This window comes from Patescibacteria group bacterium (assembly GCA_041660565.1).
In the GTDB taxonomy this organism is placed as follows: domain Bacteria; phylum Patescibacteriota; class UBA1384; order CAJBMM01; family CAJBMM01; genus JBAZWC01.
In genome coordinates, this window is record JBAZWC010000002.1 from 1 (window position 1) to 12,592 (window position 12,592).

At 44.4% G+C, this 12,592-nt stretch carries 11 protein-coding genes, 1 tRNA gene and 1 pseudogene; 4 read left to right on the top strand and 9 right to left on the bottom strand.

Annotated elements, in window-relative coordinates:
• Positions 1-484: 484 nt before the first annotated feature.
• Positions 485-694, bottom strand: coding sequence for a hypothetical protein (locus tag WC773_02555; protein ID MFA6082266.1), 210 nt, complete (start codon positions 692-694; stop codon positions 485-487).
• 330 nt (positions 695-1,024) lie between these two features.
• Here WC773_02555 and der point away from each other — a divergent pair, with 330 nt between their 5' ends.
• Positions 1,025-2,386: a ribosome biogenesis GTPase Der gene (der, locus tag WC773_02560; GenBank protein MFA6082267.1), complete on the top strand. Its 1,362-nt coding sequence runs from the start codon at positions 1,025-1,027 to the stop codon at positions 2,384-2,386.
• Positions 2,387-2,495: 109 nt separating this feature from the next.
• On the opposite strand, the gene lepB is transcribed toward der, so the two are convergent.
• The 3 genes from lepB to WC773_02575 all read right to left on the bottom strand — a co-directional run bounded on the left by lepB (position 2,496) and on the right by WC773_02575 (position 5,448).
• Entirely contained in the window at positions 2,496-3,140 is a 645-nt protein-coding gene (lepB, locus tag WC773_02565; GenBank protein ID MFA6082268.1) for a signal peptidase I, read from the bottom strand.
• 177 nt (positions 3,141-3,317) lie between these two features.
• Positions 3,318-3,394: transfer RNA gene (locus WC773_02570), tRNA-Val, on the bottom strand.
• An 89-nt stretch (positions 3,395-3,483) separates the two neighbouring features.
• Positions 3,484-5,448, bottom strand: a complete 1,965-nt coding sequence (locus WC773_02575; protein ID MFA6082269.1) for a WD40 repeat domain-containing protein — start codon at positions 5,446-5,448, stop codon at positions 3,484-3,486.
• 262 nt (positions 5,449-5,710) lie between these two features.
• Here WC773_02575 and WC773_02580 point away from each other — a divergent pair, with 262 nt between their 5' ends.
• The gene (locus WC773_02580) at positions 5,711-6,472 is read left to right on the top strand and encodes a prolipoprotein diacylglyceryl transferase family protein (protein MFA6082270.1); all 762 of its coding nucleotides are present in this window, start codon (positions 5,711-5,713) and stop codon (positions 6,470-6,472) included.
• Positions 6,473-6,529: 57 nt separating this feature from the next.
• On the opposite strand, the gene rplT is transcribed toward WC773_02580, so the two are convergent.
• The 5 genes and pseudogenes from rplT to WC773_02605 all read right to left on the bottom strand — a co-directional run bounded on the left by rplT (position 6,530) and on the right by WC773_02605 (position 9,223).
• Positions 6,530-6,877, bottom strand: coding sequence for a 50S ribosomal protein L20 (gene rplT, locus WC773_02585; protein ID MFA6082271.1), 348 nt, complete (start codon positions 6,875-6,877; stop codon positions 6,530-6,532).
• Positions 6,878-6,964: 87 nt separating this feature from the next.
• Positions 6,965-7,135 (bottom strand): annotated as a pseudogene (locus WC773_02590) (bL35 family ribosomal protein).
• 9 nt (positions 7,136-7,144) lie between these two features.
• Complete coding sequence (gene infC, locus WC773_02595; protein MFA6082272.1) at positions 7,145-7,642, bottom strand: translation initiation factor IF-3; 498 nt, start codon at positions 7,640-7,642, stop codon at positions 7,145-7,147.
• A gap of 313 nt (positions 7,643-7,955) precedes the next feature.
• Positions 7,956-8,711 carry a hypothetical protein gene (locus WC773_02600; GenBank protein MFA6082273.1) on the bottom strand — a complete coding sequence of 252 codons (756 nt, stop codon included), beginning with the start codon at positions 8,709-8,711 and terminating at the stop codon, positions 7,956-7,958.
• Positions 8,712-8,863: 152 nt separating this feature from the next.
• Positions 8,864-9,223, bottom strand: a complete 360-nt coding sequence (locus WC773_02605; GenBank protein ID MFA6082274.1) for a polymer-forming cytoskeletal protein — start codon at positions 9,221-9,223, stop codon at positions 8,864-8,866.
• Positions 9,224-9,510: 287 nt separating this feature from the next.
• Between WC773_02605 and WC773_02610 the strand changes: the two genes are divergently transcribed.
• Positions 9,511-12,045: a hypothetical protein gene (locus tag WC773_02610; protein MFA6082275.1), complete on the top strand. Its 2,535-nt coding sequence runs from the start codon at positions 9,511-9,513 to the stop codon at positions 12,043-12,045.
• 124 nt (positions 12,046-12,169) lie between these two features.
• Positions 12,170-12,592 carry a septum formation initiator family protein gene (locus tag WC773_02615; GenBank protein ID MFA6082276.1) on the top strand — a complete coding sequence of 141 codons (423 nt, stop codon included), beginning with the start codon at positions 12,170-12,172 and terminating at the stop codon, positions 12,590-12,592.

Genomic DNA, 12,592 nt, shown 5'->3' on the forward strand with positions numbered 1-12,592 from the left:
ATTTTAAATGAATAAGTGCCGAATGCTTAAATTTTTAAAAGGTTCCTTATTTAGTCATTTAAAAATTGGCTACCTTTCATTTGAAATTAAAAATTAAAAATTAAAAATTAAAAATTTTTATTCGCAATTCACCTTCAATATAGCACAAATTAGTAACGCGACGACCCCAGCTGGGATCGTCGCGCAACGACGTATCATATTCGGACAAACCCCCTTTAGGCAGTGTGCCGCACAGCGCGGCCCATCATGACGATCATGTCTGCCGGTGGTGTCATAGAACCAACACCCAAGGCAGACCAGTGGGTTTCGGAGCCCCACCACTCCTTCATGCGTGCCCATTGGTATGTCCTCTGCGACGCATGAACGGGTATAACAGGATAAGAACCGGAACAACGAGAACAGTAGAGACGATTGCTCCGACTGTCATCGCGACCCCGGTCAATGCCAGACTGACTCCCGGACTAATTCTCATCACTCCCTCCCTTCAGCCCATCTGGATATTGGGGCGTTGCTGGGCAGATTCGACGCTTTGCCCACCCGGCACACTGCGAAAGTGAATCGGGTTGACTGGTGCCACCCCAATCACTTCATCCATGCACCGCCCATTGCGACATCCGGGTAAAGCACCTGGGAACCCCGGCTTGAAGTACGGACAGCGGGCGCACGTCCACAAGTCGACTGTTCTGTGTCCCATAACTCTCTCCTTCAGAGTTGGTTGTGACTGATTCCGACCAGTACACCTCCGCGGTCGGCCAGTCTTCCTCGGACGTTGTCCGAGGGCTTGAACTTGCAAGCCGAAAGGGCGCAAGCCGGCAGAGCAGTCAGACATCCACCAGCCGGTACCAACTGCGCCGAAGTTGACGGGCGTCGGTGTGCACACCCGCTACACTTTGACGAATCGCCTCTTACTGTCCTCATTGAGCCCCTCCTTCCAGAGAGCACAAGCCAACAATATGTTAAGGCACTCGACAAACCAGCCGTCTAATGGTATTATATACTCATATAATCAAATGTAAAGGGTAATATGGCAACGGTAGCACTAATTGGACGACCAAATGTAGGAAAATCGTCCATTTTTAATCGATTAATTGGTCAACGTGTAGCGATTGAGGCACGAGAGGCGGGCACAACTCGTGATCGTATTTTTGGTATCGCCAACTATCGCGGTACCGAGTTTACGGTAATTGATGTAGCCGGAATTGACTCAGCCAGAACCGATTTTAATATGTCGGTTAGAGAACAAATAGAAACGGCTAAACTTCAAGCAGACGTAGTAATTCTAATTTTAGATAGTCAAACCGGCATTTTAACCGAAGATCAAATTGTAATTGATCAAGTTCGCGCCATGGGCAAACCAACTATTGTAGTAGCCAACAAGGCCGATGGCTTAGGGCAAACCAACGCGGTGGAAAGCTGGCCAAGCATTGGGTTTGGCAAAATATTACCGGTTTCGGCCATTCATAACAACGGCATCGATGATTTACAAAAACAGATTCTAGCCAAGTTGCCAAACAAATCAGACGCGCCTAAACAGCCCAAAAATATGGTTAAAGTGGCCATAATCGGCCGACCAAATGTGGGAAAATCTACTTTGCTAAATAATATTGCCGGCGAACAACGCGCGGTAGTATCAAATGTGGCTGGCACCACAAGAGACAATATCGACATCACCTTGCCATACAAAGAGATGCAATTTCAATTTATAGACACCGCCGGCATTCGCAAACGAGGAAAAATAGAAGTTGGAATCGAAAAATTTGCCGTAACCAGAGCGGTTGATGCGGTGCAAAAGTGTGACGTGGCTTTTTTATTGGTAAACGCAATGGAAGGCCCAACCGCAAACGACGCTCACATAGCCGGAATTGTGTTGGAATTTGGCAAGGGATTAGTGATTGCGGTTAACAAATGGGACAGCTATCTAAAAGATTTTGCCGAAAAAAACGCTAAAAAAACCAATGCGGAAACCGGTAATCTGGATGATTTAGCTCAGCGCGAGTTTTTGGCTGATTTACAAGCTACTTTTGCTTTTATTCCATGGGTTGTGGTGATTTTTATTTCCGCAGCAGACGGGCTAAATGTACACAAATTATTAGAGCAAGCGCACAAAGTTTATCATACTCGTATGATAAATCTGGAACAAAGCCAACTGGACAACATTGCCACAGTGGCAATGGCGAACAATGGCAACTTACCGCTTATATATAAGATAGAACAAATCGGCTCGAACCCTCCCACGTTTGCGGTCTATGTTAATCGCCCACAAACCTGGCATTTCTCACAATCCAGATATATCGAAAACCTTATTAGAGATCACGAACCGTTTCGCGGCACGCCAATTAAAGTTGAGTTAGTACCCTACTCTAAGTCGCAACCAAAAAAGCACTAAGCACCAAATTCTAAAAAAATTCGAAATAAAAAAATTCGAAATGTTTTTGAGTGTTGATTTACGTATTTTGGATTTATTTAGTGTTTGAATCTTGGAATTTAGAATTTACCTAGTAGGTGGCGTGGGCAATTAGTCCAAAATCGCTAAACGGATAAACAGTTACCCAAACTTTGCCGACCAAATTTTGTTTTGGCACGGTACCCCAACTGCGAGAATCGTCTGAATGATCTCGATTATCGCCCATCACAAAATATTGGTTGTTCTCAATTAGCCATGAACGCTCGGCGGTATCACCGTTAACCGATGTAACTTTTCCGGCGTCTAAGTAGCCCTCATTAAGCACTAATCCTTTTGGATTATCTGTATTGGTAATGATAACTTTACCATCAGAGATAGTTAGCTTATCCCCCGGTAAGCCGATTACTCGTTTAATATAATTTAAACTAGGATTTAAGGGGTATTTAAATACGATTACGTCGCCGCGCTCGGGCGCTTTTATTGCATAACTAATCTTTTGTACCATTAAAAATTCGTCGTTATGAAAATTTCTCTCCATCGAGCTGCCTTCAACTTGAAAAGGCTGAATTAACAAATAGTGCACTAGCGTATAAATTACCAAAACAACAACAACAGTTTTGCCGATTTCGTAAATAAATCGCAAAAACTGACCCAGCGGATGCTCGGCAATTGGGTGCTGAATATGTTGCGCGGCCTCTGTGTTCTCTGGCCGCGGCTTTTCTATGATATCTTTCAAACTATCTCCGTCTAGTATTAGATTACATAATAATAAGCTAGCTGACAATGAGCAGGTTATACACAACTATAACTATGACAAGACGCAGATACAAAAGTACCACGCTTAGCGTGGTCAAAAAAATCCATTCGTATATATTTGGTGGGACGCTGAGCGTCCCAATTACCACGCTTAGCGTGGTGGAACCGAGTGGACTTGAACCACTGACCTCTGCAATGTGAATGCAGCGCTCTAACCAACTGAGCTACGATTCCATAATTTCTTGCTTATATCATATCATTTTTTATCTAAAAGAAAAGATCCCCGCGAGCAGTGCGCCCGCGGGGGTTCGTATTCCAAGGAGCTAAGGATTGTCTGTCGTCCACGATAAACTCGAACCAGTGACTTCATAACCCCGGGTCTTATTTGCCGCCTTTCCGAAGCCACCCCGCTTGAGAATCTCTTGCGGAATTGGATCGTCAATCCGGCAGATGTAGACTCGGTACTCCACTGGTGTAACTGAATCATCATAGTTCGAGACAGCAATCCCCGTACTATCTGGAGACCATGCAAAGCTCTGAATCCCACTTCCTAGCGGGGGCATGATCTCGAGAACCGTGGCTAGGGTAGTCGCAGAAACCACTCCGACCCAACTGGAGTGCTGAACTGCAAGGTATTTACCGTCCGGTGATAGTTCGATGTTATACACGGTCCCCAAGTCACCATCAACACGCGCTACGATCGACTTGGTCTCCGGGTTGAAAAGCACCATCGATTTGCCGTAGGCAAATACAACATTCCCTTCTACCGTTGCCTTCAGGATCACTTGCTCGTTGAAGCTTGTGTCAAACTTGATGAGGTTCTCGGTTGGATACGTACGCGCCAACATTGAAGTCACAGTAACCCGTCTGAGGTAGGCGTACGTGCCATGCTCGTGATGAACGAAGTAAACCCACTGCCCATCACGAGAGAATGCGGGGTTGTGGCCATAAGTGGCAGCCGAGTCACTAGCAAGTTCCTCTATCGTCCCGTTTGTCAACAGCCTATTGAACGGCCCAAGACAGAATCCGGTCAGGATTCCAGAACTATCTGGAAACCATTCGAATGCAGAATCCCACGTTCGATCCCAGGTCAGTATCCGAGTACCATCTCGGTTGACTAGATGCCGGCCATCAGTAATATACTTCCCATCAGGTGACCATCTGATGAGCTGATCACTACCAAAGCCGGCAATCTCTTGCGAACCTGTTGGCGTGATGAGATTCGCGAAAGTTCGAAAGGGTCCATCCGAAACATCACGTTGGCTGTAGGCGATTAACCCGCTCCACGGCTTAAACTCGTGAGGGTTGTTGACAATGAACTTCCGCGCCATGCTCACTTCTTCCACCGGCCCAACTGCACGGAAGTTCAAGTAGTGAACACCATTGGTCAAGAGTGTGGTATCCAACGGAAACGAGTCTCCGGTGACCAATGTCTCTTTGCCACTATCGACCCGCCAGAACCCATCCGTGGTGTTCTGAAAGACGAATTTGGCGTTAATGGTGCCAACCACTGTTTGTTTTTCAGTTGGCGATGACACCGTGATCACCGGATGGGCGATGGCGGTGCCAGTGATCGGCGTTGTTGGCTGGTCTTTAGCGCCAATAACATGCGCTGTCAGGGTGAAACTACCAATAAAGTTCGGTTCACCAGTGAAGGTGTACGAACCATCATAGTTTGCGCCTGACATCTTGCCCGCGTCCACTGGTGCAATCGTCCATGTTGCCGGCACGTTAGTCGGTGCACGAGACGGCGCCAATGTGGCGATCCGAACGATCGTCTTGCCTGAAGTACGCGAGTTATCTGCTTGTGCCGCTACGATCATCGTGCCACCTTGGGCAACACGAAAGTCGGTTGGCGACACACTCGTACCCACAGGTGTAAGAGTGATAGTTGCCAACTGATCCGAGATTTCCATCCCGGCATCAGGGTCATCAGTCCCAGTGGGGTGATGCGCGCTGTACAAGAACGCAATTGTGCCCGACGCTGTGTTGTTAACCAAACGAAGGGACCCATCAGCGTTGATCGTCAAAGTTCCTAGATCTTGATGCATGCGCACCGAGTCAAACTTCACCGGGCCGTAATCAACGAATGGGTGCGTGGGCCCAATCCAGTGAGCGACAAGAGACCGCCCTTTCAGCTCATTGGAATCAAAAACCGACTGCATGAACCTGATCTCCCGCGTCCCCGGTGGGAAAATTGATCCCCCGCCAGGTCCCCCACTGCCACCACAACCAGCCAGAAACAACATCGCCATCACCGCCCCGAAAAGCTGCGCTTGCCGTTGCATTTTCTTGCCCTTTCGCGTCTCAAGCCGTCAGACGCCTGATCGTGGACCGTCAAGGGTTCTGTATTAGAGAGGTAAACCTAGAATGTTAAGGTTCACCTTAACACAACTATATCATTTACCATACAATACAAATATATTTATAATATGTCAATAGTCTTCATATGTAAATCCAAAAAATAAATGTCATTTTGATATTGAAGAAAATCGGCAATGCTTGCACTACAACCAATATTTTCTGTTACAATAATGTTAAGGAGGGAAAATGCATCCGATATTGTTTACTGTTGGATCGGTCACAATTTTTTCATTTGGATTATTTTTAGCACTTGCTATCTTAGTTGGGTCACTCTGTTTTGCCATACTTGCCAAATACAGCCGCCTAAACTTACCCGGTTTTTTTGACAACATACTTTTTATGATTTTTGTGGGCGTAGTTGGCGCCAGAATAGCGTATGTTATTACTTATCCGCAATACTTTCGCTTCCCTCAAGGCAGCTGGACCAACGCATTTGCTCTTTGGCAGGGCGGATTGGTATTTTACGGCGCAATTTTTGGCGGATTGTTCGCGGTTTGGTTGATATTGCGTAGCGAAAAACAGTACATCTTAAAATGGTTAAATATCTTAATTCTGGGCTTTTTGCTTGCAGTTGCGCTAGGGCAAACCGGCTGTCAGTTTGGCGGATGTGCTTTAGGGCAAACATCATCAGCGAAATTAGCGATTGATGGTAGATTGCCGATTGCACTGTATGAGGCTATCTTCTCATTATTACTTTTTGTCTTTGGATTAGTAATGTATCTTAAAAAACCACTGTGGCGCAAAGATGGCAAATTATTCTTCGTGTTATCGCTTGTTTACTTAGTCGGACGAGTGCTGTGTGACTACTTTAGAGAGCCGCTAGTAATGTGGAGAGGCCTATCTGCTTCAATTATTGTAGATATTGTATTGATATTTGCAGTAACCATAACTATGCTAATTGCCGCCAGAGTAAAGATGTTTAAAAAAGACGCCGAAGTAGTTTACTAAGGGCCAATTTTAAATTTCAAATTTGTTTCGAATTTCGTATTTCGAGCTTGAAAATAGTTAGTTCATTACCTGTTTGACCAGAGATGTAAACGCTTCCGGCTGTTTTTCGGCCATCTCGGCCAAGGCTTTGCGGTTTAGATCAATTTTTTTAATAGTTAATTGGTGAATGAATTGCGAATACTTGACGCCTTCATTTTGTAAGGCAATGTTGATGGTAGTAATCCACTGTGAGCGAAAATCGCGTTTTTTATTGCGACGATCTCGGTAAGCAAAAATTCCCGCATTTAAGGTGGCTTGTTTAGCCATGCGGATCAAATTATTACGCGTACCACGATAACCTTTGGTTAACGCAAGTAAATTTTTATGTCTTTTTCGGGAGATCATTCCCCGTTTTACTCTGGCCATCTTATTCCTTTATTGTTCAGACTTCGCTGTAAGCGAAGCTGAACTACGTGCCCCTATCGCCGAACGATGGGAGCTCGATCGGTGCGGCAACATTCGCTTAATTCGTTTAATATCTTTGCGGTCAATTTCTACCATTAATTTACTACGGTCGGATTTGTTCACGCGCAAGTGGGAAACAGCTGCTAATTTACGCATAATTTTACCGGTTCCGGTAATTTTGACTCTTTTTAACATGGCTTGATGGGTTTTGGTTTTCATAACTTCTCTTTATGCAATTGTAATGGATATTTGGTTACCTAGTTTGCTTGGGGACTGTTCGATCTTACCACCGATTTTCTGACCGATTTCGTTAATGGTAGCGAATGCTCTTTCCGCAAAAATCTGCTCTCTACCCTTCATTTTTATGACCACTCTAACTTTATTTCCCTGCGTTAGAAATTTTTTGGCCTGATTAATTTTCAGCTCCAAATCGTGATCAGAAATTTTTAAACTTAAGCGGATTTCTTTTACATCAATGGTTTTTTGGTTTGCTTTGGCTTTTCGCTCCGCTCTGGTTTCTTCGTAAATCATCTTGCCAAAATCTAGAATTTTACAAACCGGCGGAACAGCCATTGGCGAAACTTCAACCAAATCGAGGCCAATACTTTCAGCTAACTCTAACGCCTGGGCACGACTAACCTCACCTTGTGACTGACCGTTTTGATCAATCAGTAACATTGACGAGGCGGTTATTTGATCGTTTATTCGAAGCGATTTGCTACTTATAGTAAAGCCTTTTAGTTATTGACTCTTGAATAATAACACAATTTTACATTCATTACAACATTCTACTACTTAAATCCGTAAATTATTATGTCATTTCGACAAAGGGGAGCTGGCTCGAGCGACTACGTTGGCTCCGCCCGTAGACTACGCCCTAAGAGGGCAGGAAGCCAACAGTTCGACAACGCTCACAGGGTCGAGATGACAGGTAAAGTAATCTCCTGTGGATTAATTTCCGGATTCACGGCTAAAATGCTTGGAATTTGATATTTTGAATTTGTTTAGGATTTCGAATTTCGGATTTAGTGCTTAGTACCTACTCCGCCTCGGTATGTAACTGTCTAGCGGTAATAATTCGAACCGATTGCGGGATAACCGACAAACTAATGGGCATTTTGGCGATTGCATGACCATCTTGCACCACATCGCAATCTGATTCAGATTGAATTACAGCTGTATCTGAACGCATCAAAGTTTCAACGTTAAATGCGGGCTTACCAAAAATCGATTTGCTCCAAATTGGGCCGTTTTTGGCTGTGGTGTAAAAATTTAGCAATCCGGCAAAAGCAAACGGCATCTCACCGGTACAAAGGGTGATTCTAATGATATTGGAAAAAATCTCGGCCGAAAAACGATCGGTATGAAGATAAAAATGTTGGGGTTTAGCGGAATTTATCTTCACTTCCGAGAGGAAAAACAGCTCCGCGTTAATTACCCCAATGTCACGCAAAATAATTTTACGATGCCTAAGCGCTTTAATACCCACCCGCCAATCGGAATAACCAATTATTTGCGCTAAATCTGGCGATGCGTTAATTGGCAAAACCCCAAGCGCAATTGGTTGATCATAAATAGTACCGGCAATTTCAGCGGCTAAATATTCATTTCCCACCGCTACAATGGTGCTATATCCTTGGTCGATAGCTGATTTTGCCAATGTGGCCGCAGATTGTCCGGGTGTACGAAAAACGAACTCACCAGCGATGCCGTCTGGGATTAATCTGGCCCTAATTGCCGCGACCGCAGTTTGATCAACCTTGGTTTGTGGCGGATCTGCGATATAAAAATACAAAGTGATATCTCCTGGAGTAATTTAATTTTAAGGAATTATATTTTATGAGACATCAGAAAGTACCTATACGAATAAAATTACTAATGACTAATTACTAATGACTAATCAAATCCAAATTTCTAAAAAATCCATTAGACATTCGGTATTAGACATTAGGCATTATCAGCATCCGGCTCTGACTTCCCATTTTTATCGTGAATTACTTCGCTTTTGCCCACAAAAATTGCACCCATTTTGATCACCAAATTGCGAGTGGTAATATCACCATAAAGTTTGCCCTTGGGCTGAATTTCCAAACGATCATCGGCAAAAATGGTGCCGCTAACCTCACCGGAAATATCTACCACTTTGGCTTTAATTGGCCCGCGTACCACCGCGCCGGCACCCACAATCACCAAAGACTCGGACTTAATTTCACCCTCAACCGTCCCATTAACTTGAATGGCCCCTTGGTTACTTAGGTTCCCCTGCATTTTGACGCTCTGCCCAATGATCGTATCAAATGTTTCCATTTTCATTCCTCTGTTAATTGTCTAGGCACAACGTAAACTATTTTTGGTTTGAATGCAACAATGCCGCTAAAAACTCAGTATTGACAGGTCAAAGATGCCTTGCTAGTGTTAGGACGTGGCTGCGTTTGACCTATGGACGATGAAACACTAACCGTCGCCTATGGGTAGCAGGAGCAAGTGGCTCATCACACCAAAATTCAAGGGTTTAGGAGGGGGCATCTGGTATGTTTCTGTTTTGGTGTAAGCTAGTGCGCAATCAATAAATATCATGATTGCATAAAGGAGTGATGATGAGTCAATTCAAAAAACTATTTAAGACTTTATTGGTAGCCATTTTTGCCATAACCAGCTTGGCTAATATGTCTTTATTAGTACCCCAAGTGGCAAAGGCTGCGGATCCTTGTAGTCTTGATAGTGGATTATTTCATCTCGCAATAATTGCCGACCAAGGAACAGATCCGCTCACAAGAAATGTCGGACAAATAACCAAATATTGGGCACAAATTCAGGATAGTAGTGGAACGCCCGCGTGGTCATCATGCACTACGTATATAAGTATTGGTTTTGATAATTCAAACGTTATTAAAACCAATTCAAGTGGTACCGCTGATCCTAGAAATATTTCAATAAGTGCCACAACAGGCTCGACGCAGTACACCAGGGCAAGTTTTTATATAAAAGGGATTACGCCCGGATCGACTGCAATAACTGCCGAGACAACAACAGGGAGTAACTCTCCTTCCCAGCAACTCCAGTCTGGAGTTCAAACCGTAAATATTGTTGCCCCAGCGCCTGTATCAGATAAATTAGTCTTTAATGACGTTGCCCACGGTAACCCAGACTCGGTTTCGGGTATTGCCGGTGCATTGCCAAGTTTAAGTGGGATAAAAGCCCGGGCGTATTCCGACCTAGCGTTAACAAACCAAATTGGCACAGACGTTGATGTAAACTCAATTGATGGATCTTTTCCGGCAATTGAAACTGGCGATGACCAATATCGAACAGTTTTTATCGTAGCAGTTTACAATGGAACAACGTTAAGCGCGCCAACAGTTGTAACTCAAAACTACCCTTCCGAGGTGGCTCTTACAGTCAATCGCGTTAATAGCGATGTCCCGGTACTTACTTGGACCAATTTTGACGCTGGAAATACGTTTGTGATTTACCGATCAGATTTAGCTCATCCGGCTCTAACCCAAATAGGTACGTCACTTACCCCAACCTTTACCGACACAACCGCGAATCCAGAAATTCGATATACTTATGCGGTTAAACAGGTTAACGCGGCCGGTAGTTATACTCCCGAGTTTTTACCGACTCAGAATATTCGAATCGACATAACCAACGTGAACTATGATCCAGCGCGAATTAATGTCCAAAACGCATCGACAAAACCAGCTATCACCGCTAACGTTACACCGACTTTAGCGAGTGTTTGGTCAACCGCCATTACGGCATCGTGGACGAATAACGCCACGCAAGTAACAACTTTGGCAACGGTAACAATCAACGGGAATAATCTAACCGCCACATTGCCAGCCACGTTGCCTGACGGCAACTACACCGTCAGTATAGTAGCCAGAGACACGACACTTGATATTGATGATGCCGTTACTATCTCAAACAATTATCTAATTGACACCGTGGCGCCAACAGCACCGGTACTTTCAAATTTGCGATTTTCTAACGGCATTATCTCTGGCGTTATCAACTCGGTCGAAAAATCAATTTACGTAAATATTTACGACGCTAGCCATGCAATTGTCGCTCAACATATTGTTGCCGGCAGTGACGGATCATTTATTTCCGCCGGTTTACTGGCAAGTGACAAATATTACATCGAAGCCGAAGATTTTGCCGAAAACGTAAGCCCACAAACCTTATTTGATGTAACCCATGCGCCGTTTATTGACTCAAGTAAAATAACTATGCAGCAAAATGTGCCAGGCACTAGCGACAAAATCATCGGCGCAATAGGATCAGTAACCCCCGGCATCACCGTAAAAATTTACGGGTCGGACCCGGCGCTGACTAATGGTTTAGTACCAATTTATCAAACTATCGCCAATTCCGACGGCAGTTTTACGCGTGAAGTTGGGGATAACTTGGCTAACACTTTTTGGGTAACGGTTTGGAGCGGTTCCAATTTAGAAAGTGCCGCCGTTAAACTGGCAAACACAATTTCCATAAACCCCCCAACTAGCTTCACCGCCAAAGCTGGCAATGGATCTGTAACCTTAAATTGGACGCCGGTCTTGGGAGCAGAATACTATTTAGTAAATGTTTACGATGTTACTACCAAAAATAATGTAGCAGCGGTAACGATTAGCGGATTACAAACTACGTGGAAATTTGTGGGCGAGAACAGTCACACTTATCGATTTTATGTTAAGGCTCAGGATAGTTATGGTAACGTTAGCGCATATAAAGAAGTTGAAGCTACCCCTACTGCTCCGGTAGTGGCAGCCACGATCAAACAAACTACCCACACCACAACCGCGGCAACAGCTAAACCAATTGCAGCTGAAGAAATTGTAGCATCACCATCACCAGCCTCGACTCCGACACCAACAAATAACGACACAGGAAAAAATTGGACTGGTTGGATTATTGGGCTAGGGATAATAATTTTAGGCATCGCGCTTTCGGCGGCGTACCTACTTTGGGGCAAACCGGTGGAAACGGTGATTGTGACTAAAAAACCATCCATTGAGCCAACACCGGCGCCAAAAGCTGAAAAGATCGCAAACAATGATCAGTTGCTATCCGATTCGGTTGATGTAGAAAAGAAAGACGATGTCCCACCCAAGCCAAGGTGGTAGTGGGAAAATTTGATAATCGCGAGTAACCTTCGAGTGATTTCGATGCGAAGCGTCTAATTAGAATTTATTTCGAATTTCGGATTTAGTGCTTAGAATTTACCATATTTGTGGTATGATATGGTCAATGGCAATACAACATTTTCAAGAAGAAACACCCCGTTATCAGCCGAATTTTTTCCCATTGCAATATCTGGGAGTGCTTTTGGTGTTTGGTTGGTGTGTCTTTTTGGTATTCAGCAGTGTTTGGAAAGGGGTAAACCAATCTAAACAGCTTACGAGTTACAAGGATGATTTAGACCAAATCAAACTGGAAGTAGCGGTAAAAGAGCGCTACATAAAATATCAAAAAACCGATAGTTTTATTGAAAAACAAGCACGTGAGCATTTTGGCTATGCCAAACCGGGCGAAACTATCGTTAATTTGCCCGAGAACTCAGACCAATCGGCAGTTGTTAACGATGAAGAAGCGGCGGCCAGCGCCAAAACCAGCGAGTCCGTCAAACCATCATACGTCCGGCTCTGGTGGCAGTACTTTTTTGGAAAATAA

What these genes read in the sequence shown, in the direction of transcription:
- WC773_02555 (MFA6082266.1), bottom strand. Translation starts at nt 694, where the DNA reads ATGGGACACAGAACAGTCGACTTGTGGACGTGCGCCCGCTGTCCGTAC.
- der (MFA6082267.1), top strand. Translation starts at nt 1,025, where the DNA reads ATGGCAACGGTAGCACTAATTGGACGACCAAATGTAGGAAAATCGTCC.
- WC773_02575 (MFA6082269.1), bottom strand. Translation starts at nt 5,448, where the DNA reads ATGCAACGGCAAGCGCAGCTTTTCGGGGCGGTGATGGCGATGTTGTTT.
- WC773_02580 (MFA6082270.1), top strand. Translation starts at nt 5,711, where the DNA reads ATGCATCCGATATTGTTTACTGTTGGATCGGTCACAATTTTTTCATTT.
- rplT (MFA6082271.1), bottom strand. Translation starts at nt 6,877, where the DNA reads ATGGCCAGAGTAAAACGGGGAATGATCTCCCGAAAAAGACATAAAAAT.
- WC773_02605 (MFA6082274.1), bottom strand. Translation starts at nt 9,223, where the DNA reads ATGGAAACATTTGATACGATCATTGGGCAGAGCGTCAAAATGCAGGGG.
- WC773_02610 (MFA6082275.1), top strand. Translation starts at nt 9,511, where the DNA reads ATGATGAGTCAATTCAAAAAACTATTTAAGACTTTATTGGTAGCCATT.
- WC773_02615 (MFA6082276.1), top strand. Translation starts at nt 12,170, where the DNA reads ATGGCAATACAACATTTTCAAGAAGAAACACCCCGTTATCAGCCGAAT.